This window comes from Sulfurihydrogenibium sp., assembly GCF_027448985.1.
Lineage (GTDB): Bacteria > Aquificota > Aquificia > Aquificales > Hydrogenothermaceae > Sulfurihydrogenibium.
This window is the reverse complement of the sequence record NZ_DAIDMN010000014.1, coordinates 1-22,496: the sequence shown is the minus strand read 5'-3', so window position 1 is coordinate 22,496 and position 22,496 is coordinate 1. Positions and strand designations below refer to the sequence as shown.

Below are 22,496 nucleotides of genomic sequence, written 5' to 3'. Positions count from 1 at the left end.
ATAATAGAGTTTAAAGTGATAGAAGAAACCCAAGAAGGAAAAGCATTAGACCAGATAAAAGAGAAAAAGTATTATGAAAAATACCAAGACAAGTATAAAGAGATTTACGTGATAGGTATAGAGTTTAGTAAAGAGAAAAGGAATATAACAAACTTTGAGGTTGAGAAGGTAAAATGAACAAGATAGACATAACCCTAAGAGACATAATCCAAAACATACCTATAAAGTTTATAGAACTCCTTGTCGGCAAAAAGCGGTAAAGATACTTGATAACACATTTCCATCTGTAAAAGAAAGAAAAGCAGACATAGTATTAGAACTTGAAGATGGAAGTATTCTCCACATTGAAATCCAAACCTATCCGGATAAAAACATGCCATACAGAATGCTTGAATACTACATCATGCTAAAAAGAAGATATAAAGACAGACAGATAATACAGATAGTCTTATACATAGGAAACGGAAAACCAAGAATGAAAAACACAATAAAAGAAAACAACATACAATACACATACGTATTAAAGGACATAAAAGAGATAGAATGTAAAGAGTTAATGGAAAGCCAAAACATAGAAGACAAAATACTTGCGGTATTGTGTAAAGTAGAAGATTTTGAGAAATATATTTTAAATTTGGTAGACTATTTGATGAGATTACCAGAGAAAGAGAGAGGGGATTACATAAGGAAGCTATTGATAGCGTTAGATTACAGACCTAAATTAAAGGAAAGGTTAAGTTTAATGATGGAGGAAAGAAAGATGCCACTAACAATAACCCAAGAGATGATAAAACAGGACCCATTTTATAAAAAAGGATTGGAAAAAGGATTAGAGAAAGGAATCAAACAAGGCTTGGAAAAAGGTATTAAACAAGGATTAGAAAAAGGTATTAAACAGGGGAAGATTATAAGTATGCAAAATTCCATCATAATAATTTTGGAGGAAAAATTTGGGAATATTCCTAAGAGTTTGGAAGATAAAATAAAAAGCATCAACGAAGAAGAGATATTAACAAACTTGATGAAAATGGTATTAAATGCAAAAAGTATAGAAGATATAAAAATATAAAAAGCCAATTCCAGTTGAAATTTTTAAAAAATTTTTGTTATACTTTTTTTTACGTTTTTTCATAAAAGACGAATGAGGTCATAATGGGGGAAAAAGAAAGGTTTTATCTCATAGGTATATCCGGTTTATTTCATGATATTGGAAAGTTTTATCAAAGGTCTGGAGTATCTATAGAAGATTACAAAGACGATTTTAAATATCAACATGCAGCACTTTCTCTAAAAGCAATCAATGAAGAACTTTCAGAAGGTTTAAAAGCGGTATTTTCTCAACAGGAAATGGAAGTTATAAAAGATGGAACATACCATCACAATCCCAAAAATCAAACTCAAGAAATATTTCAAAAAGCAGATTGGTTTTCATCATCTGAAAGGTTAGATGAAGCTCCTTTTGACACATCTCAAGACATAGGCAAATTTATGAGAGACAATCCAAGACTTAGAGCTGTCTTTGAAAATATATGTCTTGAAAAAAATAAAGATAAAGATGATAAAAGGTATTTTTATAAAATAGACAAACTCTCTTTAAACAAAGACACAATCTTCCCACAGGATTACTATCAACTTTATACAGACTATCAATTAAAAAAGGAAAGTATAAAAACCGCCGGAGATTACAAATCCCATTGGGATAACTTTAAAAAAGAGTTCAACGAAAAATTAACATACCTTGCAAGCTTGGGAGTCAAATTCCAAAGTCATCCGGATAAAATATTTGAGACAATATACTACCTGATTTATAAATACAACTGGTGTATTCCAGCATCTACTTTCGACTCAAAAAACAAAAATAACCACTATCCGGATATATCACTTTTTGACCACTCTCGTGTTTTGTCAGCGGTAGCTGTAATTTTAGCGGATTACTTCAAAGATAGACAAATAAATAAAGAAGAATCAATACTCCACATAAAAGCAGACATAAGTGGAATACAAAAGTTTATCTACACAGTTTATAAAAAACCTGTTGCAAAGACATTAAGAGGTAGAAGTTTCTTCATAGCACTCCTTCCGGAAGTCTTTTCTAGATACATAATAAGCAACCTTAACTACCCTATCACAAATATACTATACAGTGGTGGTGGTGTTTTTGAGTTGATAGTGGCAAATACTCAACAAAACAGAGAAAAAATAAAAAAACTGCTGACAGATATAGAAGAGTACTTACTTGGAGAGTTTGAAGGAGAGCTTGGGCTTTCGGTAGGAACTTACAGCTACACTCCAGACAAACTTTCATCTGGAAAGTATAGAGAAGTTTTGCAAAAGTTAAACGAAAGCCTTGACAATGGAAAAAGAAGAAAATTTATCAATACTTTAGATAAAGCCATCAGTATCGTAAACCAAAAACATATACAAACAAAAAAATTATGTCCTGTATGTAGAACCTATCTAACGGAAGAGGATAAAGAAAACTGTGACAACTGTGAAATTTTTATAAAGATAGGAGAAAAACTTCCATCAACTAAATACCTTATTTTTTCCAAAAGTGTAGGTTTGAACTTTTTAGACAGTAGAAGGTTAATAACCTTAGGAAATTTAGGAGTTGTTTACCTTGCTGAGAGTTCAGACGAACATTTCTTAAAAGATGAAAGTATCACATCTATACTAAAAATAAACGATACAGACAATTTAAAAAATGCAACCGGATTTAAATTCTTGGGTATTACAGTTCCAAAAGCCAAAGAAGATTTTGCTTCAACGGAAGAAGTGGTATCAAAAGGTCAGATAATTCCATTTGAAGAGATAGCAAAGTTTTCTCAAGGAGACGAAAGAATAGGAATTTTAAGGATGGACGTGGACAATTTAGGAAAGATTTTTAGTCAAGGTTTAGGTGATAAGATAACCATATCAAGAATAGCAACTTTAAGCCGGATGTTTGACCTGTTTTTTACTGGATACATTAACAAACTTTGTATAGAAGAAAGTAAAGATAAAGGTCAAAACAAAACAGATAGCATATACTACATCCTGTACTCTGGTGGAGATGACCTTTTTATAGTAGGACCTTGGGACTTTTTACTTGATTTTGCAAATAGAATATACAAAGAGTTCACACTTTACACAACCGCAAATCCGGATATAACAATCTCAGCTGGGTATGTTCAGATAAAACCAAAGTTTCCAATAAGAATATCAGCTGAGATGGCAGGAAAAGCTGAAGAAGCATCAAAAGAATCCGGAAAAAACAGAATTACAGCATTTAAAAATACGGTAGAATGGAAAGATTTTGAAGAAGTTATTAAAAAAGCAACAAAACTAACCAGTTTTATAGAAAACAAAAGAATATCAAGAGGATTTATACATTACTACAAAACTTTGGAAGACAAGTACCTTGTAGAAAAAAACACAGACAAAAAAATAATTTACAAACAAAAACCAAACCCGATGATATACCCATACATCCAGTACTACATAGCCAGAAACGTATCAAACGATGAAGCCAAAAAATTTTTAGAAGAAGAGTATATAAAAAATTTGGAAAAAAATAAAGACGTGTCAGACTTTATACTAAACTACAGTTTCTTAAAAACAAGAAAAGTAAGAGGTGAGAAAGATGAGTAAAGAGTTTCAACAAAAACATCAACAAAATCAACAAAAACAGCCAGAAATACCAAACTTTACAAAACAGATAAAAAAGGCTTCAAAATTGTCCGATGTTTTAAAACCGGAAGTTTTTGCTCCACCACAAGGATGGGCAGATAAAATAGCAAAAGAACTAAGCGAACAATTAAAAACATCACAGCTAAGAAAAGTGTTTACAGAAATAAAAAATATCTGTGATAAACAGATAAAAGGAAACGCTACATCAAAAGAAGAAATTTACCTTCTTTATCCTAAACTGGCTTACTCTAAAGGAAGAGGTCTTATGCCAAAAGAATTTTATGAACTTTTAAAAACTTGTTTAGAAAAACTTGTAGATAAAAACAGTACAAAAGAAGATTTTGAGAGATTTTTACAGTTTTTCACAGCTATAGTAGCATACAACAAAATACACAACAAAAATTAGGAGGTTTTAGAAAATGAGCATTAACCTAAACTTTAAAGGAAACTTAATCATAAAAGCAAACCTTGTGTGTCTCACAGGATTACATATAGGAGGTTCAAAAGAAAGCTTTGAAATAGGTGGATTAGATAACCCTGTTATAAAAGTTCCAATAGATATAAAACTAAAAGATGGAAGAGAGATAAAAGAAGGAATGCCTTACATTCCAGGGTCTTCTTTAAAAGGTAAAATAAGAAGTCTCTTAGAGTGGAAATACGGACTTGTAATGGTAAAGAGAGACAATAAAGGTAATATTAAATCAGAGTTCATCCCATTTGATGACAAAGGAAACATAAACGATGTTGGGACTGTTTTTGGTGTAGGAGTTTCAAATGTAAAAAATTTAAAAACTCCTGCTGGACCTACAAGAGTAAAATTTTATGACAGTTATCCAACTGCTACAACCATAGAATTTTGGAAAGAACAGCTGGGAGAAGGTCTTTACACGGAAGTTAAAGTAGAAAACGCGATAAATAGAATTACATCTCAAGCTAACCCAAGGTATCAAGAAAGGGTACCAGCAGGTTCAGAGTTTGAAGTGGAGATTTTGTTTGAAGTTTTAGAGGACAAAGATTTTCAGAGATTCAAGATAGTTTTAGAAGGAATGAGACTTCTTGAAGATAACTACTTAGGTGGTGGAGGTACAAGAGGAAACGGTAGAGTGTTTTTTAGAGATATAGAAATAATATACAGAAGTAAAGAATTTTACGAAGGAAAAGAGGAAGAAAAGAAATTAAACGGTGGTAATAAGTTTAAAAATGTAGAAGAAGCTCTAAAATCAAATTTGGAGCTTAGCAGATGAACATTTACAGAGTTGAGGTAAAATTTCTCTCTTCTTTAAGAGACTCAATCTCATCTTATACTATATTTGGAGGAATTTGCTGGGCTTACAGGTTACTGTACTCAGAAGACAGTCTTTTAAAATTTCTAAATCGGTACATAGAAAACCCAAGTTTTATTGTAAGTTCAATACTACCAAAAAAAGAAGGAAAAAACTTTTTTCCAAAACCTTTACTTTTATCCGAAAGAAGCAAAGTCTTAGACGATTATAAAAAGTTAAAAAAACTAAACTTCATATCCGAAGAGAACTTTAAAAAAGTTTTAGACGGAAAAATAAAGACAGAACAAGATTTGGTTGATGAACTGAAAAATCAGAAAGAGCCAGTAGATTTATACACAAAAACTTTACAACCAAAAACCAAGATAGACAGAATATTCTCTTCAACGGAAGGAGATGGAGAGCTTTTTTATCAAGAGCATTACTACTACACTGATAGTTTTTTTTACATTCTATTTTACAATGAAAGCTTAAAAAATGAGGTATTTAGTAGCCTAAAACTCTTGCAGGACTGTGGTATAGGAGGCGATAGAACATCCGGAGGCGGTAAAGTTTTGTTTTCAGACCCTGTTTCCGATGATAGCCTAAAAAAGTACATAGAAAATAAAACAGACAGATTTATAACACTTTCTCCATTTATAGTGGATACAGATATATTTTACGAAGATAGTTTTTATGAGTATTACACTTTTACCGGAGCTGTAGATAACAACTACGACTTTAAATTAACCAACATATGGAAAGACAAACTAATATACCTAAAAGAAGGGTCAAATCTGAAAGTAAAAAGTAGGAAAGATGTTTACGGTGAAATAAGAAAGATAGATTTGGTAAAAACTGTTTATCAGTATGGTCTTGCTTTTCCCGTTTACATCCAATCCGGAGGATAAAGTATGAACCTAACCATAGAGATTTTATCTCCAGTTCATATAGGTGATGGAACAAAGATAGATAATTGGAACTACGTTTATGACGAATCAAACAAAGTTGTCAAAGTGTACAGTTTTGATAAAGTAGTATCAGCATTGAAGCATGAAAAACTAAAGCTTTCTACATTACTTTCAAAAATAGAAAGAGAGTCTCTTCAAAACGATTTAAGAGATTTCATACCAAAAGATTTAAATCCTTTGTACACTTTAAAGCTGGAAGGAAAAATCCGCAAGCCAAACAAAGAAGGTAACTCAGAGTTTAAATCCATATGGTCTTTTATAAAGGTTGCAAACAGTGTTTACATTCCAGGTTCAGAGATAAAAGGAGCCATAAGAACAGCCATTTTTTACCACTATCTTAAAAACAACCAAAAATTAAAAAATGATTTTCTAAACGATTTGAGAAATGTAAATCTAAACGGTAATGTTAAAAAACAAGTTGAGCAAATATCCAAAGATTATGAAAAAAGAGTTTTTTCAAAAGGTAAAGAAGATGGAAAATTTGATTTTATGAAGTTTGTATCCATATCTGATACAAACTGTAAAAATCCGGGTGATAGCCTTTATATAACAGACGTAAAAGTGATAAATACATCAAAAACTTTTTCAGAACTTCATGAAGTTTTAAAAAAAGGACAAAAGTTTTCCTTTAAGATAGATATTCTATGGAATGAACTTTACAATCAACACACATCTATGGATATAAAAGATTTAAACTCTTTGAAAAATATCTGTAACGAGTTTGCCTTTGATTTGATACAACACGAAAAGGAGTTTTATAAAAACTTGGAAGAAAAACTCAACTTTGATTATGACAAACTACAAAACATTAAGGACGGATTTTTACTTAGGATAGGTAAACATCAAGGCTTTTTAAGTTTAACTGTAAACTTGATTGTAAAACAAAGTGACCCGATTTTATTTGGTAGTATTTTCGAAAAAATAGTAGAAGATTATAGGAATAGTCGAATAAAAAAAGGCTATAAGAATAAGCCAGCAAAGTCAAGAAAGTTGACTGTTAACAATGAACCTTTAGGGTGGGTTAAGGTAAGTTGGTAAACTTTGAGTTTGTAAGGTTAAAGATAGATTATAAAGTACTCACATCTTTTGAACAGCCCTATTTTTTAGGCTCAGCGTTTAGAGGTATTTTAGGTAGGAATCTAAAAAAGATGGTCTGTATTAAACCTTTTATAGAGTGTAAAGAGTGTGAATTAAACCAAACCTGCCCTTACACCGTAATATTTGAGTCTGAACTGTTTTTCAACAAACCTTCAAAGTATGTTTTTCTAATGCCCTTTGAAAAAAGAATGCTAAAAGAAGATGATATTTTAAGTATAGAGATAACTCTTCTTGGTGAATCTTCTGAATACTGGGAGTTTTTAATCGCTTCTTTATCTGGAGTTTTAAACTTAGGTAAAGAAAGATTCATAAAGTCTGTAGGTAGTTATTACTACAATCCTTTAGCCGAAAGTTACAAACCTATATACAACTATGTAGGAAAATCTAACGCCTTTCATTTTTTTGATTGTAAATCCGGATTAAAAAATCTAAAAGTAAGACTTTATCCAACTTCTATAAAGCTGTTTGGAAATATTGTAAAGTTTAACGAGTTTAACAAAGATATCTTTATAAAAGCTATACTCAGCCGTATATCAAAGGTAGCATCAGCTTACGGTTATTTGGAAAACAAGTTAACCATAAACAAAGATACAATAGAGCTAAAAGATATAAAATTAGTTCCATCTCCGATGAAAAGGTACTCCAACAGAAAAGAAAAACATATGGTTATTCCGGCTTTTGAAGGAGAGTTTACAATAGAGGGAGATATAAACACCATTTTACCTTACCTATACATAGTTGAAAATATAAATATAGGAAAATCTACTTCTTTTGGTTTGGGAAGGCTAAAAATTTATAGGTAGTGTTATTCTAAAAACTGTTTTGTTGTTTTCTCTAAAATATTCCAAATATCCATTTACCAAAAGTTTTAAGCGTGTTTTTAAGTTTTTCAATCCGGTTCCTTCTACTATTTGACTAAAACCTTCTCCATCATCTACTACTTCAAGAATTACCATACTGTCTTTTTTGTATCCTTTTATCCATACATTTCCTTTTGACTTTACACCATGTTTTATAGCATTTTCTACAAGGATTTGTAAGGAAAGTTTTGGAATCTTTACCTTATAGATAGATTGGTCTATGTGGTACTCTACATTTATCTGAGGAAACCTGATTTTCTGGATAAAAATGTACTTTTGTACGATAGATAACTCTTTTTCAACTTCTATCAAACTTTCTTCGTCTATTATATCTCTTAAGTATTTTGAAAATGTAATTATTGTTTTTTCAGCTAACGGTGGGTCTATGTGGGTAAGTTCAGCTAAAACGTTAAGGGTGTTGAATAAAAAGTGTGGATTTATTTGGTATTCCAAACTTTTTAACCTTGCTGTAATGAGAGACTTTTCTAAATCAGACTTTATTTTTCTTATGTTAACTATCCAGTAAAGGAGATATCCTAAAACAGCTGTCAAAATACCAATTGATACAAAACTTAAAAAAAGAATCTCTTTATCAATTTTTACTAGTATTATTCCAAAGTTTTTTACTATCAGATATCCTGTAATGCTACCAAAAAATCCCGATAAAAAAGAAAAAAACAGACTTATAAACTCCCAAAGCCCTTCCGGAAAATGTTTTAAAACGTACTTGTTTGAAAAGTTTATAAATAAATATGAGTACAAAAATATAAAACTTCCAAAAATTATACCTGTAAAAAATCCTCTATAAATACTCCCAGCTGATATTAAAATTGTTATAAAACTACCTAACACTCCACCAAAAATAATCCCAAAGATAAAAACAACAAGCCAATCCTGTTTAGATATGTCTATAAAATACTTCACGAAAATCTTCCTCTACGTGTAATAGCAGGTTAAAAACTCCAACACATACACCCGGATATCCCTGTCCCGGAAACACAGAATCTCCTACCAAATACAGATTTTTTATTGGTGTTATGCCAACAGGGTAATTAAGCATCGTGTACTCTCTTCTTAAAGGTATGCCTCCAACACTTCCTCTGTATCTTTCAGTATATTTTTTGAATGTATTTGGTGTACCTACCATCACATCTCCTTTAACAAGTTTTCCAAAAGCAGGCACCTTTTTATAAAGCTTGTTTAGTATAAACTCTTTTAATCTCTCTTTTTTGTTTTCATAATCATCTTTTGTTAAATTTTCCCAAAAGTCTATTTTACAGTGAGTAGATATTGTAATACTTTTCTTACCACCACGGTTATCAATTTGGTCCGCAACCGAAACGAAAAATGAGTAACTGTCTGTGTAAGGATTTCTTTCGTGTAGTACCTGATAGTGGTGATTGTTTAAAATATTTTCTTTATCTTCTATCCAAAAGTACAGTGTTGCTGATGACCAGATTTTGGAGTATTTTTTTATATTTTTTTCACAGTAGCTATTTTTTAGATTTTCATCTAAAAGTTGACAGTAATCCCATATTGTTCTGTTTAAAATAACTTTTTTTGTATAAAAGTTTCCTTTGTTTGTTTTTACGGTAAAAACATCTTTCTTTTTTGATATTGATAAAACTTTTGTTTTCCTTAGTATATCTTTTTTATCTTTTGTTATGTTCTCTAAGAAATTACTCATTCCTCCAACTACGTAGTAATTTTTTAGGTTTGGGTAGGTCAGTCCCATAGAAGCAAAAGAAAAGTTAACTTCATCCCAATAACACTGGGTCGTCATAAGAATTTGACTGTTTAAAAATGAGATGTAATCTTTGTCCGGATTTTTCACGTACTGAGTTATCACATCTTTTGCTGTAAAGGTGTTCTCTTTGAAGGTCGATAGTAGATATGGTATATTTTTTAGGGCTGTTTTTGTTAATGTTTTTAGATTTTTTGGATTAAATGGTAACATTTTGTAGATACTTTCCCAGTTTTTGGAAGATGTTTTTTTTATCTTTTCCCAAAGCTCTTTATTGTTTGAATGGTAAAAGTTTTTATTTATCTCTTCAAAGGCTTTTTCGTAATCCGTATATCTGTAGATAACTTTATCACCTACGTAAACCACTATTGAAGGGTCAATTTCTATCACAGGAAGATTTTTTTTATCCAATTGAAGTATTTTCAACAGAATATCCAACGGTAATCCTTCATCTAAACCTACCAATGTGGAAGCTCCTACGTTGTAAAACATTCCATCTTTTTCAAATGTACCTGCACATCCTCCTAAATAGTTGAGTTTTTCTATAAGTAATACGTTTTTTCCAAGTTTTTTTAAGATGTTGTAGGTTATTACACCTCCTATGCCACCACCAACTATTATGTAATCAAACAACTGTTTTCTCCTTTAGTTTATAGATAGAATGTCAAAAAAGTAGTCTTTTATATTGTTTACCGTGATGTTGAGTTTGTCTGTAGATTCTATTACTTGTATGGTGAATATATCTGTATTCAGTGTTATCCGAGATATACCTTTTCCTGTTATGTTTATCACCTCTTGGTTTGGAGTTTTTATGACCAATTTGTAGCTTCCTTTTGATATGAATGTTATTCTACATTCAAGGTATCCTGTTCCTTCAATCTCAAATATTCCACCTATTATATCTTTAATGATGGTAGTTGATGACTCTACTTTTACAAGCATAAGAGTTCCACCTTTGATTGATGTTTAGATAAATTATAAAGAGTTGATTATTTTTATAAAGATGTATTTTTTGATTTTTAAGGGTTTTTTATTTAAATTTGTTGAAGCTCTTCCGGATATGGGTTTAGGTACTTTTGAGATGAAAGGTACTCATCTTCAAACCTGTAAACAAAGTTTCTGATAAACTCCAACACGACCATAAGGTACATCCTGTCTTCTTTGAGTTTGTTGAGTAGATGGTGAAACTGCCTTTTTTCTCCGGATTTGAGTAAATCTGAGAAATGTCCGTATATGTGTTGTAAAACGTTTATATGAGATTTTATGGTTTGATGTTTTGAAAGAGTTTGTCTTAAAAGTTCTTCGTATTTTTCAACTGTTTTATCCAATCCTAACTTATCCCAGTTTGCTACAGTATTTCCCATTTTTTTTAGGTTCGTTGGAGAGTAAAGCATTATCAAGTACTTGTGTCTTTGGTGAAATTTTATCAAGTCTTTTATATGTTTAAGGTCTTTTTTGAGATGTCTAAACTCTGCATAGGTAAATATTTTTGTAAGAAAATCTTGTCTTATCCAAAAATCGTGTAATCTTCCTTCATCTTCAATTGGAAGGTATGGGTACTTTTCTTTGGCAACTTTAGAAAATAAGCCATCTGTTTTTCCAATTGTGTGTTTTAAATCTGGTTGGTACAGTTTTGTATCGGATACACCGCAACTTGGAGATTTTGCTTTTAGTAAAAATCCATCAACATCTTTTATATTTTCTAAAAATGTTTTTGAGAAGTTTTCCAGTTTTTCTGTGTAATCGGTTTTTGTAGTAGGCTCTATCATACGGATTGAGTTGTTTATCTTAGCCAGTACAACGGTAGGGCGTGGTACTGTCATACCAATGTCAACTTCAGGACAGACGGTTATGTAATCTACATATTTTTCCAACTTTTTTGCAAAATCGTCGGTTACTATTCCACCGTTGTATCTAACCGGCTCTTTGTTTATACATCTACTTAAAACAACTACAGGTTTAAACTCCAAGATAATCCCTCAAAGCTTTGGCTCCATCTCTACTTGTTTTAACTGTATCGTTAATACCATCAAAGTATATAACAAATTTAGACTGCTCTGCAACCTTCATCTCCTTAATCTTTCCTAAGTTAACAAGGTAGCTTTTATGGACCCTGAAAAATCCTTTTGGTTTTAAAATGGTTTCCAGTTCATAAAGTTTTTTGTTTGAAAAGTACTCACCGTCTTTTGTTCTTATTATAGTTTCTGAAAGTTCCGCTTTTACATAGTATATATCCTGTGGTTTTAAAAGTATAAGTTTACTTAAATGTTTTACTGGTATAAAAAACTCTTGGTTCGTTTCTAAAAATTTGATTGTATTTGTGGTGTTTATCCTTTTGTTTTCTAAGTTTTTAACCTTGTTCAAAGCGTTTTCTACATCTTTTTGTTCGTAAGGTTTTAAAATGTAATCAACAGAATTTACTTTAAAAGCTTCAAGGGCATACTCTCCGTAAGCTGTAGCAAAGATTATGTAAGGGTTGATTCCACTTTCCAATAAACTTTTGGCAACTTCTAACCCTGTTCCATCTGGAAGCTTTACATCTAAAAAAACCACATCCGGCTCTAAACTTGGTATCTTTTCAAGGGCTTGCGTTTTATTTTCCGCTTCTCCAACTATTTCCACATCCGGAATTTTTTGTAAAAACCTTTTTAACCTCTCTCTTGCTAAATACTCATCTTCAACTATAAAAACTCTCATGTCTTCTCTCCTTTAAGTTGGCTTAAAAACTGCAAAGTACACTACAACTAATCCAAACAAAATCAAAAAAGGCGTAATTAAAATTATAAACTTATCGTAAATCAAAAACCACTTTTCGTTTTTTACAAACTTAAATATCAAAACTCCGTTCACTATTTCAAGTGGTAGAAAAAAACCAAAAACAATCAGAATTTTGTAAAAAATCCATCTTTGAGTTGTGTCTATCCCGTAAACACCTACCATAAGCAAACCAAACAACAACACTAATCCAAAAAACGTCAATTCAAAAATGGTGAGAAATCTGTAAAAACTTCTTACTTCAAATTGGTTTTTCAAATCCTTTTTTACAAAAGTTTTATAAAGTAGGTAAACACCCAAACTTGAAGTGGAAGATATCCAACCTATTACCGATAAAATATGTAAATACTTAAAAATTAGATACAAGGGGGCTTACCCCCTTTTATCATCACTTTCCACCAAACATTGTACCAAGATAAAACACAACACCTATTCCTATGATGTGTACTATCCACCAACCTATCCTCATAAATCTAAAAGCTTCTGGTAGTTGCATGGCTTTTTACCTCCTTAAAAAGTTTTTACATCACAAACAATACATACGGTTCAATGTTACAACAACAAGATTAATTACTTTTTATAGGTTATTTTTGTAAGTACGTATGAATTTAAAAAAATTTTATGGTAAGTTAAAAACCAAAAAAAGGAGAGTAAGTTCATGTTTGAAAACAGAGTTTTTAAGTTAAACGACAATCCGGATAACAAACAAGGAAAGTATGTTTTGTACGTTATGGAAGCAAGTCAGAGAGAAGAGTACAACCATGCACTCGAATACGCCATAAAAAAAGCAAACCAGATGGAAAAACCTTTAATAGTAGCATTTTTCATAACAGATTTTTACAAACAATCAAATCAAAGGTATTACCGATTTATGTTAGAAGGTATTTTAAAAACCAAAAAAGTTATAGAAGAAAGAGGAATAAAGTTCATAATCAGAAAACAGAAGTACACGGAAGGAACATTAGACTTAGGAAAAGAATCCATTTGTATAGTTTTAGACAGAAATTATCTAAAAACACAGAGGACTTGGAGAAAGGAAATCTCTCAAAAAGTATCTGTATCAGTTTACGAAGTAGAAAGTGATGTTGTAGTTCCTATAGAGATAGTATCGGAAAAAATGGTCCCTTACGCTTATCTATACAAAAGTAAAATAGAAAAACTTATAGACAAATTTTTAAATCCGGTTGAAAAATTACAACCAAAAGTATCATCTTTAACCTTAGACATAGAATCACTTGAAATAGATAGTGTAGAAGAATTCTTAAAAATACTTAACATAGACAAAACCGTATCAACGGTAGAAAACCACTTTGTTGGAGGATACGACGAAGCAGAAAAAAGATTAAAAATATTCATAGAAAAAAAGTTATACAGATATGCTGAGTTACGGTCAGACCCAACTAAGGACTACACTTCAAACTTAAGTCCTTACCTTCACTTTGGACAGATATCTCCCTTAAAGATAGTCCTTCAAATCCTAAAACACTACAACAGAGAAGATGAAAATGTAAAATCATTTTTTAACGAGATGATAGTTTGGAGAGAACTTTCAAGAAACTACTGCTGGTTTAATCCTTTATACAACCACTACGAAGGATTACCAAAATGGGCAAAAGATACCTTAGAAGAACATATAAAAGACAAAAGAGATTATCTATACTCACTGGAAGATTTTGAAAATGCAAAAACCCATGACCCTTACTGGAACGCAGCTCAAAAAGAATTACTAAAAACCGGGAAAATTCATAACTACATGAGAATGTACTGGGCAAAAAAAATATTAGAGTGGACAGACAATCCAAAAACAGCATTTGATATAGCATGTTATTTAAATGATAAATACGCCTTAGATGGAAGAGACCCAAACGGTTATGGAGGAATATCCTGGTGTTTTGGAAATTTTGACAGACCATGGCAAGAAAGAAAAATTTTCGGAAAGGTAAGATACATGAATGACAAAGGTTTAGAAAGGAAGTTTAATATCAAAGAATATGTAAATAAATACGACAATGACTTTTAAACAATATTATAGCAAGAAGTCTCCACCTTCTATAAGTGTGGATAGTTCACATTCGAATTATATCAAAGCAAATCTACATCATCTATTCATTTCAACACCCTATAAGCAGGTCAAAAAATTGTAAATTTTATAAAACCCTGCCAATTATGGCAGGGTAGTTTTAAATTATTTACTTACGATTTTATCTTTCAAAGAAGCTACAGCTGTTAATAACTCGTTTTTCTCTTTTTCTGGAACTTTGTGTTTGTCAAGGACTTTAACTGCGATAGTTACAAATCTGTCCCAATCTTTGCCGGTAATACCAAGTTTTTTATGAGCTGTTTCCATATCAGGTCCTGTGTATTTACAAGGTCCTCCGGTTGCCATACACAAAAAGCTAACAAGATTAGCAAGAGCTTTTTCTTTTCTTTCACCTTTGATGTTACCACAGTACTTTTTGAGTTGGTCATCTTTTGCCATAGCATCTGATAAATCCTTTGCTACAACTTCAAGAGCTGGTTTACCACCTAACCTTTCATAGAGAGATTTCTCTTGAGAAGCTGCAAACGAAAAAGAAACCAGTCCTACAGACAAAATACCTGCAACTACGTGTTTTAAAACCTTCATGACATTACCTCCCAAAAATGATTTACATCATGAAAATCTCATAAAAAAATTTTAAGGTAAACAGATTTTTTTTCATCTTATTCTAAAATTTTTTCAGTTTATTTAAACTTAACACAAAGTTATATTAAATAAAAAAATTGAAAGGAAAAGTTATGAACTTTGAAAAAACATTTAAAACACTTTTAGAAGAAAGTTACACTTACGGACTGGTACCAAGGCCAGTAGCCATAGTTTGTGTAAAAGAAAACCCTTTTACAGTTGCTAATCACACACCTGTAAACAAAAACCCATTTATTTATGCAGTTGCAGTTGACAAAGAAAACTACAGTTATAATTTAATTCTAGAAAGCGATAACTTTAGTGTAAATTTTCTACCTTATCAATATTTAGAAGAAATTCATAAGATAGGAAAAACCCATGGAAATCAAGTAAACAAATGGGAAATAACAAAGTTAAACCATCAGAAAGGGTTAAGTATAGACTCTCTCATAATAACTGATTCTTTGATAATTTATGAATGCCAAAAACTAAATGTAATAGATTTTACAGACCACTGTTTGGTTTTTGGAAAGGTTGTTTTGAAACATTACAAAAAAGGCTACTTAAAACCATCAAAAATAAGGTATACTTTATTCCACGGAAAAAACCTCTACTCAACCCACAAAAAACCAAAATATGTTAAAATTTAAAATTAAAAATCAAAAAGGAAATGAAATATGGTTAAGGTTGCACTGCCGATAACTGATGAGAATTTAGATGATATTCTATCAAAAGCCATTTTTGAAAATATAGATATAATCGAACTTAGAATAGACCAGTTTAAAGATAAAGATATAAACCATATAGTAAAAGTTGCAAACAAAGTTAAAGAAAAAGGATTCATCGCTCTTGCAACTGTTAGAAGCAAGTTGGAAGGTGGAACGGACATTTCAGATGAAGAGAGGTTAAAAATATTCAAGTATGTCTGTGATTACGTTGATATGGCAGATATTGAATACACCTCTTTTACTATAAACAAAGAAGTTATAGATTTTTACCATCAAAAAGGTAAAGCGGTTATAATGTCCTATCACGATTTTGACAAAACTCCATCGGACGATTATATCCAATCAATCATAGACGAAAGTAAAAGTCTTGGTGCTGATATTGTAAAGTACGCCTTTAAAGCAAACAGTTTTGAAGATGTAGCAAGGGTTATGTGGATTGCACAAAAAAATAGACAAAAAAATATAGTCGCAATACTTATGGGAGATTATGGAAAAGTTTCAAGAGTTGTAGCACCTGTGTTCGGTAGTATGATAACTTACACTTACATAGGACAGTCCTTTGCTCCTGGACAGATAGAAGCCGAAAAGTTGAATGAGCTTTTAGAGTTTTTCAATATACAAAAAGGCTGGAAATTAGAGTAAAATGAGATAAATTAATGGCAAAATCAATTTTACGGAGGTATTAAGAAATTTTAAAGTTAGAAGTACAAATACCGGTTGAAGCGTTTTTTAACGTAGTAGGTACCAGAGATGAGAATCTAAGATACTTTGAAGAACTTTTTAACCTAAAAATCTTTGCCAGAGGAACTTCAATCATAGCATCAGGTCCGGAAGAAAACCTCGACAAATTTGAAGAGTTTATGGAAAAGATATCATCTTACTTTGAAGTTGGACATATACTTTCACCTCAGGATGTAAGAAATCTTGCTGTAGGTTTCAAACTTGAAACAGAAAAAGAAGAAAAGTTAGAAAAGGAAGAAAAAATATCAGATACCATACTCTTTTCTTACAAAAGAAAACCCATAATGGCCAAAACCCCTACCCAAAAACTGTATGTTGAAACAATTAAACAAAACGATATAACCTTTGGAATAGGACCAGCCGGAACTGGTAAGACTTATCTTGCAATGGCTGTTGCTGTATCTTACCTAAAACAGAACAAAGTAAGTAGAATAATCCTTACAAGACCTGCTGTAGAAGCCGGAGAAAAACTCGGATTTTTACCAGGCTCTTTAGAAGAAAAAGTTGACCCATATCTAAGACCCCTTTACGATGCTCTTTACGATATGGTTGACCCTGAAAAAGTAAACGATATGATAGAGAAAAAGGTGATAGAAGTTGCACCTTTGGCATTTATGAGAGGTAGAACTCTAAACGATGCATTTATAATACTGGACGAAGCTCAAAATACAACAAAAGAACAGATGAAGATGCTACTTACAAGGATAGGTTTTGGTTCAAAAGCTGTGATTACAGGAGATGTTACCCAAATCGACCTACCAAAAACATCTCAATCCGGATTGATAGAAGCTATAAAAGTTTTAGAAGGAGTAAAAGGTATAGGTTTTACAAGATTTTCAGAAAAAGACGTAGTCAGACATCCTATAGTCCAAAGAATAATAGAAGCCTACAACAAATACGAAGAAGAACAACAAAACAGATGAATAGAATACTGATAAACAAAGAAATTTACGATAAAGAAATAACAAAGCCTCTTGTTAAAGATATAACACAGAAAATTTTAAAAAGTCTAAACTTAGACAACGTGGAAATCAGTATAACACTAACCGATGATGAAACTATAAAAAAAATCAACAAAGAATGGAGAAACAAAGACAAACCTACCGATGTTTTATCTTTTCCACAGGGAGAAACCGTAGAATACAAGTATAAAGTTTTAGGAGATGTGATAATCTCTCTACCTTATGCCAAAAAGCAAGCGGAAGAAATAGGACATTCTTACAAAGAGGAGATTGTAAGATTACTAACTCATGGAATTTTACACCTTTTAGGTTACGACCATGAAACCAACGAAGAAGATGCAAAAATAATGTTTGATTTACAAGACAAAATATGTCAAAAAGTTATCTACGAGCTACAAGTCCCATAGAAATTAAAGCATTGTAAACTTTGTACGCATAATCTTTTCTACCGTTGTATCTCCATATAGCATCCCATGTTAAACCGTATTTATTTATGTTTTCCCTTAAAATGAATGCGGATACTTTAATATTGTTACAATGGTCCAAAAGCTGTTCTGGTTGGAGTTTCAACCTTTTTATGTTCCATACGTTTATCTGTCCTATACCTACGTCGTAGTTATACCCGTTATCGTGAAGGTATCTAACGTAAACCATAGCTTCCGTTAAAGATTTTGGACTTATTACTTTTACAGACCTTCCATTTTGGTTTATGTTTATCACCCAAGGTCTAAATCCGGATTCAACCTTTGCGATAGCAACTAATAGAGCGTACGGGACGTTGTAAGATACAGAAGCCTCATAAAAACATCTATTTAAATCTTCATTTAATGCATAACTTTTATCAGAATGCAAGAACAAAAGTAAAAACCCTATTACAAAGACTAAAAATTGTTTTATAATCATGATTAAGATTATGCCAGATGTTTTGGCAAAAAGTCAAGATTTGAGAAAAAATGACCCCAACGGGATTCGAACCCGTGTCGCCGGCGTGAAAGGCCGGTGTCCTAGGCCAGGCTAGACGATGGGGCCATATTCGTTTGATAATGAGTCGCCTGGGAATCGAACCCAGGACCACCGGTTTAAAAGACCGGTGCTCTGCCGACTGAGCTAGCGACTCATAAAACAGATAAATAATATATCATAATATTTGATTTAATGCAAGCTTTTTATTACAATAAATATAAAATTTTTGAGAGGTTGTTATTTGATGAAAATAATTGAAAAATTAAAAACAGTTAAAACCTCCATTTCCTTTGAATTTTTTCCTCCAAAAACAAAAGAACTAGAAGATGCACTGTTTAACACAATAAAAGAGTTAAAACCTCTCAACCCTACTTTTGTATCTGTTACGTATGGCGCAGGGGGAAGTACAAGAGAAAAAACAAGAGATATCGTAAAAAAAATTCATGAGGAAACAGACCTTACTGTTATGGCACATCTTACATGTGTAGGCCATTCAAAAAACGAGATAAAAAGTATATTAGACGATTATAAAAACATAGGTATAGATAATATTCTTGCTTTGAGAGGAGATATTCCTTTATCCTTTGAAAAAGAAAAACTTCCTTTAGATGGATGTAAACATGCCAACGAGTTGGTTAGTTTTATAAGAGAAAATTATAAAGACTATTACTGTGTAGCTGTTGCTTCCTATCCGGAGGGACATCCGGAAAGTCCAAATTTAGAGAGGGATATTTTTTACTTTAAGAAAAAAGTAGAAGCCGGAGCGGACTTTTCCATCACCCAGATGTTTTTTGACAACTCTTACTTTTATGAGTTTTTAGAAAGATGCCAAAAAGAAGGTATAAATATTCCCATTATCCCAGGAATAATGCCAATTACAAATTTCAGCCAAATCTCAAAATTCGCATCTTTGTGTGGTGCAACTATTCCGGAAAATGTTGTTAAACTTTTTGAAAAGTACGCAGACAATCCGGAAGAAACAAAAAAAATAGGTATAGAGTTTGCTACAAAGCAGTGTGAAGACTTAATAAAAAATGGTGTAAAAGGATTACACTTTTACACTCTTAACAAATCTGATGCTACAATAAAAATCTATCAAAATATAAAAAATCTCATAGAACAATAACAAAAATGCCTATGTTATAATTATTCATATTTTTGCTTAGGAGGTAATTTTTATGGGAATGACAATTACAGAAAAAATAATAGCAGCCCACGCTGGAAAAGATTATGTAGAACCAGGAGAGTTAGTTACTGTCAAGGTAGATTTGGCTATTGCAAACGATATAACAGCTCCACTTGCTATAAAACAACTTGAAAAGTACGGAATCGATAAAGTTCACGACCCAAATAAAATAGCCCTTGTTATGGACCACTTTTTCCCACCAAAAGATATCCTATCCGCTCAACAAATAAAAATATCCAGAGATTTTGCTAAAAAGATGGGAATCAAAAATTACTTTGAAGGACAAGATAGTGGTGTAATGCACACACTTTTACCTGAAAAAGGTTTTATAGTACCAGGAGACCTTGTAATAGGAGCAGACTCTCACACTTGTACCTACGGAGGTATAGGAGCGTTTTCAACCGGTGTAGGTTCAACGGATATTGCTTACATATGGGCTACAGGTGAAACTTGGTTAAGAGTTCCAGAAACGATGAAGTTTGTATTCTACGGTAAACCTCAAAAATGGGTAGGTGGAAAGGACTTTGTTTTATCTGTAATTGGTAAGATAGGTGTTGATGGTGCATTATACAAAGCTATGGAATACCACGGAGAAGCAATTAAAGCCCTTGATATTGACAACAGATTAACAATCGCTAATATGGCTATTGAAGCCGGTGGAAAAAATGCCGTTATAGAAGCTGACGAAAAAACCATTGAATGGGTTAGAAAAAGAACAAACAGAGAATTTAAAATATACAAATCAGACCCTGATGCAAAATACTGCTGTGAGTACGAATTTGATGCAAACAAGATAGAACCTGTAGTTGCATGTCCTAACCTTCCTTCTAACGTAAAACCTGTAAGTGAAGTGGCAGGAACACACATAGACCAAGTTTTTATAGGTTCTTGTACAAATGGAAGGTTGTCGGACCTAAGAATAGCAGCTGCCATATTAAAAGGTAAAAAGGTCCATCCAGAAGTTAGATGTATAGTCATTCCGGCTTCTGACCAAATCTACAAACAAGCACTCCACGAAGGTATCATAGAAATCCTTGCAGATGCCGGATGTTTAATAAGTACTTCAACATGTGGTCCTTGTCTTGGTGGACATATGGGTATATTGGCAGAAGGAGAAGTTTGTCTTTCCACATCAAATAGAAACTTTGTTGGAAGAATGGGACATCCAAAAAGCCAAGTTTACCTATCAAGTCCTGCTGTTGCGGCAGCTTCCGCCATCTTAGGAAGGATAGCCCATCCGGATGAAGTTGCAAAATATGAAGATGTAGAAACTTTAATCACTTTATAAAAAGGGGGTTTTAAAATGGCATTTTGGGACGTTTTAGTAAGAATTTTAGTAGGTAGTATCCTTGTATACTTTGGGGTAGAAAAAGGTGGAGTTTTTGTAATATCTACTTTTGTTGGAGTTGTACTACTTTTAACAGCTATTACAGGATTTTGTCCTTTGTATAAGATAGCTGGAATATCATCAAAACAACAACAGGCAGCTTGAGTAGAATTTTAGCGTTAGATATAGGAACCAAAAGAATTGGGGTTGCTATAAGCGACCCCCTTGGTATAACCGCAAAACCTCTTGATTACATTATAAATGATGATTCTGTGTACGAAAAAATAAAATCCCTTATCGAAAAAGAAAATGTATCAACAGTTGTCGTAGGACTTCCAATAACACTGAAAGGATTTCACGGTCAACAGGTAGAATACACCAAAGATTTTGTAGAAAAGTTAAAAAATCACATTCCGAATGTAAAAATAGTTTTCATAGATGAAAGATTTACAACATCCTTAGCAGAAAAACATCTATCTCAGACAAAAAAGAAAAAAAATATGAAAGATTACATAGATAGCCTTTCTGCTGTTTTTATTCTACAAACGTATTTAGATAGTTTAGCTTTTGGTAAATGAAAAAAACCATATCGATTCTTTTTATTGTATTTTTTTTAGTTTTTTTAAGTTTAAACGCTTTAATACATAAAAAACAAACATTAAACAAAGAGATAAACATTCCCAAAGGCTACTCAACCATAGAGATAGGTGAACTTTTAGAAAAAAATGGAATAGTTTCAAACAAATACTTGTTTTTCCTTTATGCAAAAATCTACAACAAAACTCTAAAAGCCGGAACCTACGAGTTTAAAGGTCAGTACTCCTTAAAAGATGTTTATGAGAAGTTATCAAAAGGAGAAGTAAAATTAAGACTTTTTACAATTATTCCGGGAGATAATCTAATTGACATTGCAGAAAAGTTGGATAAAGAAAAAATAATAAAAAAACAAGACTTTATCAAATTTGTATTTAATAAAGAAAATGTTAAAAAATATGGGCTAATTGGAGATTCATTTGAAGGGTACTTTCCTCCGGAGAGTTATAGTATTGATGAGAATGAAACCGTAGAATCGTTGGTAGGTAAATTTTTAGAAGTTTTTAAAAAAAGATACCTACCTTACAAAGAAAAAGTGGAATCCAAAGATTATTCAGACTTTTACAAACCTAAAATATCTTTCTACGAAGCTATGATTATAGCATCTTTGATAGAGAAAGAAACATTCGTTGAAGAAGAAAAACCACTAATAGCATCTGTAATATTCAACAGACTAAAATCCGGAATGAAGTTAGATATAGACCCAACAGTTATATACGCCCTAAGACTAAAAAACCTTTACAAAGGGAATCTCACCAAAGAAAGTATGAAAATAGATTCTCCATTTAACACATACAAATATAAAGGTTTACCACCTACACCAATTTGTAGTTTTGGTTTGTCATCGCTACGAGCAGTCTTAAATCCTCAAAAAACCAACTACTATTACTATGTATTATCTAAAGACAAGAATAAACATATATTTTCTCAAAACTATCAAGAACATCTTAAAAA

Annotated in this window: 26 protein-coding genes and 2 tRNA genes; 18 read left to right on the top strand and 10 right to left on the bottom strand. The window is 31.9% G+C overall.

Translation table 11 applies throughout. The annotated features are described in order from the left end of the window. From NE054_RS02400 to cas6, 8 genes are all read left to right on the top strand, one after another. A partial coding sequence (locus tag NE054_RS02400; RefSeq protein ID WP_297887993.1) for a PD-(D/E)XK nuclease domain-containing protein occupies positions 1-177 on the top strand: 177 nt, incomplete at its 5' end. A 196-nt stretch (positions 178-373) separates the two neighbouring features. Continuing rightward, positions 374-1,069: a flagellar biosynthesis/type III secretory pathway protein gene (locus tag NE054_RS02395; protein WP_297887991.1), complete on the top strand. Its 696-nt coding sequence runs from the start codon at positions 374-376 to the stop codon at positions 1,067-1,069. 83 nt (positions 1,070-1,152) lie between these two features. After that, positions 1,153-3,630, top strand: coding sequence for a type III-A CRISPR-associated protein Cas10/Csm1 (gene cas10 / locus NE054_RS02390; protein WP_297887988.1), 2,478 nt, complete (start codon positions 1,153-1,155; stop codon positions 3,628-3,630). Continuing rightward, positions 3,623-4,075, top strand: coding sequence for a type III-A CRISPR-associated protein Csm2 (csm2, locus tag NE054_RS02385; protein ID WP_297887986.1), 453 nt, complete (start codon positions 3,623-3,625; stop codon positions 4,073-4,075). The genes cas10 and csm2 overlap by 8 nt, the downstream gene beginning before the upstream one ends. Before the next feature lie 13 nt (positions 4,076-4,088). Further along, entirely contained in the window at positions 4,089-4,913 is an 825-nt protein-coding gene (csm3, locus tag NE054_RS02380; RefSeq protein WP_297887985.1) for a type III-A CRISPR-associated RAMP protein Csm3, read from the top strand. Beyond that, positions 4,910-5,839: a type III-A CRISPR-associated RAMP protein Csm4 gene (gene csm4, locus NE054_RS02375; protein ID WP_297887982.1), complete on the top strand. Its 930-nt coding sequence runs from the start codon at positions 4,910-4,912 to the stop codon at positions 5,837-5,839. Before csm3 ends, csm4 begins: the two co-directional genes overlap by 4 nt. 3 nt (positions 5,840-5,842) lie before the next feature. After that, positions 5,843-6,937 carry a type III-A CRISPR-associated RAMP protein Csm5 gene (gene csm5 / locus NE054_RS02370; RefSeq protein WP_297887980.1) on the top strand — a complete coding sequence of 365 codons (1,095 nt, stop codon included), beginning with the start codon at positions 5,843-5,845 and terminating at the stop codon, positions 6,935-6,937. Continuing rightward, positions 6,931-7,800, top strand: a complete 870-nt coding sequence (gene cas6, locus NE054_RS02365) for a CRISPR system precrRNA processing endoribonuclease RAMP protein Cas6 (RefSeq protein ID WP_297887978.1) — start codon at positions 6,931-6,933, stop codon at positions 7,798-7,800. The genes csm5 and cas6 overlap by 7 nt, the downstream gene beginning before the upstream one ends. Here the strand turns inward: cas6 and NE054_RS02360 are convergent. The 6 genes from NE054_RS02360 to NE054_RS02335 form a co-directional block, all read right to left on the bottom strand. Further along, entirely contained in the window at positions 7,783-8,781 is a 999-nt protein-coding gene (locus NE054_RS02360) for a histidine kinase (protein ID WP_297887975.1), read from the bottom strand. The genes cas6 and NE054_RS02360 overlap by 18 nt on opposite strands. Beyond that, complete coding sequence (locus tag NE054_RS02355) at positions 8,756-10,234, bottom strand: NAD(P)-binding protein (protein WP_297887972.1); 1,479 nt, start codon at positions 10,232-10,234, stop codon at positions 8,756-8,758. Before NE054_RS02355 ends, NE054_RS02360 begins: the two co-directional genes overlap by 26 nt. Before the next feature lie 12 nt (positions 10,235-10,246). Further along, positions 10,247-10,543, bottom strand: coding sequence for a hypothetical protein (locus NE054_RS02350; RefSeq protein WP_297887970.1), 297 nt, complete (start codon positions 10,541-10,543; stop codon positions 10,247-10,249). A 92-nt stretch (positions 10,544-10,635) separates the two neighbouring features. Next, positions 10,636-11,571, bottom strand: a complete 936-nt coding sequence (locus NE054_RS02345) for a DUF523 and DUF1722 domain-containing protein (protein ID WP_297887968.1) — start codon at positions 11,569-11,571, stop codon at positions 10,636-10,638. Continuing rightward, the gene (locus NE054_RS02340; protein WP_297887965.1) at positions 11,561-12,298 is read right to left on the bottom strand and encodes a LytTR family DNA-binding domain-containing protein; all 738 of its coding nucleotides are present in this window, start codon (positions 12,296-12,298) and stop codon (positions 11,561-11,563) included. The genes NE054_RS02345 and NE054_RS02340 overlap by 11 nt, the downstream gene beginning before the upstream one ends. Before the next feature lie 12 nt (positions 12,299-12,310). Beyond that, complete coding sequence (locus NE054_RS02335; RefSeq protein ID WP_297887963.1) at positions 12,311-12,742, bottom strand: hypothetical protein; 432 nt, start codon at positions 12,740-12,742, stop codon at positions 12,311-12,313. A gap of 292 nt (positions 12,743-13,034) precedes the next feature. Between NE054_RS02335 and NE054_RS02330 the strand changes: the two genes are divergently transcribed. Then, positions 13,035-14,396: a deoxyribodipyrimidine photo-lyase gene (locus NE054_RS02330; RefSeq protein ID WP_297887961.1), complete on the top strand. Its 1,362-nt coding sequence runs from the start codon at positions 13,035-13,037 to the stop codon at positions 14,394-14,396. A 165-nt stretch (positions 14,397-14,561) separates the two neighbouring features. Here NE054_RS02330 and NE054_RS02325 read toward each other — a convergent pair whose 3' ends face one another. Next, the gene (locus NE054_RS02325) at positions 14,562-15,002 is read right to left on the bottom strand and encodes a group 1 truncated hemoglobin (RefSeq protein WP_297887959.1); all 441 of its coding nucleotides are present in this window, start codon (positions 15,000-15,002) and stop codon (positions 14,562-14,564) included. Positions 15,003-15,139: 137 nt separating this feature from the next. On the opposite strand from NE054_RS02325, the gene NE054_RS02320 reads away from it, so the two are divergent. The 4 genes from NE054_RS02320 (at position 15,140) to ybeY (ending at position 17,879) form a co-directional block, all read left to right on the top strand. Further along, complete coding sequence (locus tag NE054_RS02320) at positions 15,140-15,691, top strand: flavin reductase family protein (RefSeq protein ID WP_297887957.1); 552 nt, start codon at positions 15,140-15,142, stop codon at positions 15,689-15,691. 27 nt (positions 15,692-15,718) lie between these two features. Continuing rightward, positions 15,719-16,411: a type I 3-dehydroquinate dehydratase gene (aroD, locus tag NE054_RS02315; protein ID WP_297887954.1), complete on the top strand. Its 693-nt coding sequence runs from the start codon at positions 15,719-15,721 to the stop codon at positions 16,409-16,411. 218 nt (positions 16,412-16,629) lie between these two features. Then, a complete protein-coding gene (locus NE054_RS02310; protein ID WP_297887952.1) occupies positions 16,630-17,433 on the top strand; it encodes a PhoH family protein in 804 nt (267 codons plus the stop codon). Next, a complete protein-coding gene (ybeY, locus tag NE054_RS02305) occupies positions 17,430-17,879 on the top strand; it encodes an rRNA maturation RNase YbeY (protein ID WP_297887950.1) in 450 nt (149 codons plus the stop codon). Before NE054_RS02310 ends, ybeY begins: the two co-directional genes overlap by 4 nt. Here ybeY and NE054_RS02300 read toward each other — a convergent pair. From NE054_RS02300 to NE054_RS02290, 3 genes are all read right to left on the bottom strand, one after another. Then, a complete protein-coding gene (locus NE054_RS02300) occupies positions 17,854-18,375 on the bottom strand; it encodes a lytic transglycosylase domain-containing protein (RefSeq protein ID WP_297887948.1) in 522 nt (173 codons plus the stop codon). The genes ybeY and NE054_RS02300 overlap by 26 nt on opposite strands. A gap of 51 nt (positions 18,376-18,426) precedes the next feature. Beyond that, positions 18,427-18,501 (bottom strand) — tRNA-Glu (locus NE054_RS02295). A gap of 15 nt (positions 18,502-18,516) precedes the next feature. Further along, a tRNA-Lys gene (locus NE054_RS02290) sits at positions 18,517-18,589 on the bottom strand. A gap of 90 nt (positions 18,590-18,679) precedes the next feature. On the opposite strand from NE054_RS02290, the gene metF reads away from it, so the two are divergent. From metF to mltG, 5 genes are all read left to right on the top strand, one after another. After that, the gene (metF, locus tag NE054_RS02285; protein WP_297887946.1) at positions 18,680-19,561 is read left to right on the top strand and encodes a methylenetetrahydrofolate reductase [NAD(P)H]; all 882 of its coding nucleotides are present in this window, start codon (positions 18,680-18,682) and stop codon (positions 19,559-19,561) included. Between the two features lie 52 nt (positions 19,562-19,613). Further along, the gene (gene leuC / locus NE054_RS02280) at positions 19,614-20,909 is read left to right on the top strand and encodes a 3-isopropylmalate dehydratase large subunit (protein WP_297887943.1); all 1,296 of its coding nucleotides are present in this window, start codon (positions 19,614-19,616) and stop codon (positions 20,907-20,909) included. Positions 20,910-20,924: 15 nt separating this feature from the next. Beyond that, positions 20,925-21,113, top strand: a complete 189-nt coding sequence (locus NE054_RS02275; protein ID WP_297887940.1) for a DUF2892 domain-containing protein — start codon at positions 20,925-20,927, stop codon at positions 21,111-21,113. After that, on the top strand, positions 21,110-21,526 hold the full coding sequence (ruvX, locus tag NE054_RS02270; protein WP_297887937.1) for a Holliday junction resolvase RuvX: 417 nt from the start codon (positions 21,110-21,112) through the stop codon (positions 21,524-21,526). The genes NE054_RS02275 and ruvX overlap by 4 nt, the downstream gene beginning before the upstream one ends. Then, a partial coding sequence (mltG, locus tag NE054_RS02265; RefSeq protein WP_297887934.1) for an endolytic transglycosylase MltG occupies positions 21,523-22,496 on the top strand: 974 nt, incomplete at its 3' end. The genes ruvX and mltG, both read left to right, overlap by 4 nt.

Bases quoted from the DNA above. Each gene is read 5' to 3' on its own strand.
- NE054_RS02330 (WP_297887961.1), top strand. From the start codon at position 13,035: ATGTTTGAAAACAGAGTTTTTAAGTTAAACGACAATCCGGATAACAAA.
- csm5 (WP_297887980.1), top strand. From the start codon at position 5,843: ATGAACCTAACCATAGAGATTTTATCTCCAGTTCATATAGGTGATGGA.
- NE054_RS02310 (WP_297887952.1), top strand. From the start codon at position 16,630: ATGGAAAAGATATCATCTTACTTTGAAGTTGGACATATACTTTCACCT.
- metF (WP_297887946.1), top strand. From the start codon at position 18,680: ATGAAAATAATTGAAAAATTAAAAACAGTTAAAACCTCCATTTCCTTT.
- leuC (WP_297887943.1), top strand. From the start codon at position 19,614: ATGGGAATGACAATTACAGAAAAAATAATAGCAGCCCACGCTGGAAAA.
- NE054_RS02395 (WP_297887991.1), top strand. From the start codon at position 374: ATGCCATACAGAATGCTTGAATACTACATCATGCTAAAAAGAAGATAT.
- aroD (WP_297887954.1), top strand. From the start codon at position 15,719: ATGGTTAAGGTTGCACTGCCGATAACTGATGAGAATTTAGATGATATT.
- NE054_RS02350 (WP_297887970.1), bottom strand. From the start codon at position 10,543: ATGCTTGTAAAAGTAGAGTCATCAACTACCATCATTAAAGATATAATA.
- NE054_RS02275 (WP_297887940.1), top strand. From the start codon at position 20,925: ATGGCATTTTGGGACGTTTTAGTAAGAATTTTAGTAGGTAGTATCCTT.
- csm3 (WP_297887985.1), top strand. From the start codon at position 4,089: ATGAGCATTAACCTAAACTTTAAAGGAAACTTAATCATAAAAGCAAAC.
- ybeY (WP_297887950.1), top strand. From the start codon at position 17,430: ATGAATAGAATACTGATAAACAAAGAAATTTACGATAAAGAAATAACA.
- NE054_RS02340 (WP_297887965.1), bottom strand. From the start codon at position 12,298: ATGAGAGTTTTTATAGTTGAAGATGAGTATTTAGCAAGAGAGAGGTTA.
- NE054_RS02300 (WP_297887948.1), bottom strand. From the start codon at position 18,375: ATGATTATAAAACAATTTTTAGTCTTTGTAATAGGGTTTTTACTTTTG.
- csm2 (WP_297887986.1), top strand. From the start codon at position 3,623: ATGAGTAAAGAGTTTCAACAAAAACATCAACAAAATCAACAAAAACAG.
- cas10 (WP_297887988.1), top strand. From the start codon at position 1,153: ATGGGGGAAAAAGAAAGGTTTTATCTCATAGGTATATCCGGTTTATTT.
- NE054_RS02325 (WP_297887959.1), bottom strand. From the start codon at position 15,002: ATGAAGGTTTTAAAACACGTAGTTGCAGGTATTTTGTCTGTAGGACTG.
- csm4 (WP_297887982.1), top strand. From the start codon at position 4,910: ATGAACATTTACAGAGTTGAGGTAAAATTTCTCTCTTCTTTAAGAGAC.